Source organism: Salinicola sp. MIT1003, from assembly GCF_001858555.1.
GTDB classification, from domain to species: domain Bacteria; phylum Pseudomonadota; class Gammaproteobacteria; order Pseudomonadales; family Halomonadaceae; genus Salinicola; species Salinicola salarius.
This window is the reverse complement of the sequence record NZ_MCAP01000049.1, coordinates 1-1,053: the sequence shown is the minus strand read 5'-3', so window position 1 is coordinate 1,053 and position 1,053 is coordinate 1. Positions and strand designations below refer to the sequence as shown.

Below are 1,053 nucleotides of genomic sequence, written 5' to 3'. Positions count from 1 at the left end.
AACCGCTTGGTAAATAAGTCAGGCCGTTTAGTCTGCCATTCTTTCATCATCGCAATGGGTGATTGATGGTGCAGTGCCTTCTGCGGGATGTGGTGATTGTACAGCCAGGTATAGCGTTTCAGCGTCTGTTCCAGGTCCTCGCCTGAGGCATAGCGCCGAGTCGCTAGCACGTCGCTGATGCGGCCGTTGAAGCGCTCCACCATGCCGTTCGTTTGCGGCTTTCCCGGCTTGATCAGGCGGTGTTCGATGTCATGTGCCTGGCACTCCTGGTCAAACGGATGCCGGCCGCTGGGCTTGCGCTCACCTGCACGTGTGAAGCGATCGGTAAAGGATTTGCCGTTGTCAGTCAGCACCGTCTGGATCTTGAAGGGCGCCTTCTCTTCCACCTGCTTCATGAACGCGCGAGCATCCTTCGCGGACTGGCTGCTTCGGATCTCCAGATACACCCAACGCGTGGCGCGATCGATGGCGACGTACAGGTAGCGTTTTTGCTCCTCGTCGGGCATCTGAGGCAGGTGCTTGATGTCGATGTGCACATACCCCGGGTCGTAGTCCTTGAAGGGCTTGTGCCTCGGCTTCTCGTCATCTCCGATGCCCTGCCGAGCCAGTTCCGCTAGTGTCGGCACGCCGCGCCGCTGGAGCATGCGATGCAGGCCGGAACGAGACAACCGAGAGTTCAGGAACTCACGCGCCACGACGAGGAGATCATCCAGACCGAGGCGAAGGAATTCGCGCGCTGCGATCAGCACCTCCTCCTGCTCGGGCGTGAGCGTGGCCAGCAGGTTGTGACGCGTGTGCGATCGATCATGGACATCGTCACGGTAGCGCCAGCGCCGTATGGTCGCGGTGGCGACACCATACTGGCGGGCCAGCTCGCTATCCGTGATACCGGAGGGCGCTGCCTGGATCTCGGCACGGATCTTCGGTGTCGTGGTCGCTTGTTTATGCAGCTTGATGTCCATGAACTTGCTCCCGGATGAATTGCTGAAGAAGCTCCCTGGCGGCTAGCAGAGGATAACTTCTATAGGCGATCTGATCATCCGGGACCCTACA

1 protein-coding gene is annotated in these 1,053 nt (G+C 59.4%); it reads right to left on the bottom strand.

Annotation, left to right across the window (positions count from 1 at the left end):
* A partial coding sequence (locus tag BC443_RS14285) for an IS481 family transposase (protein WP_071232512.1) occupies nucleotides 1–962 on the bottom strand: 962 nt, incomplete at its 3' end.
* Nucleotides 963–1,053 lie beyond the last annotated feature (91 nt).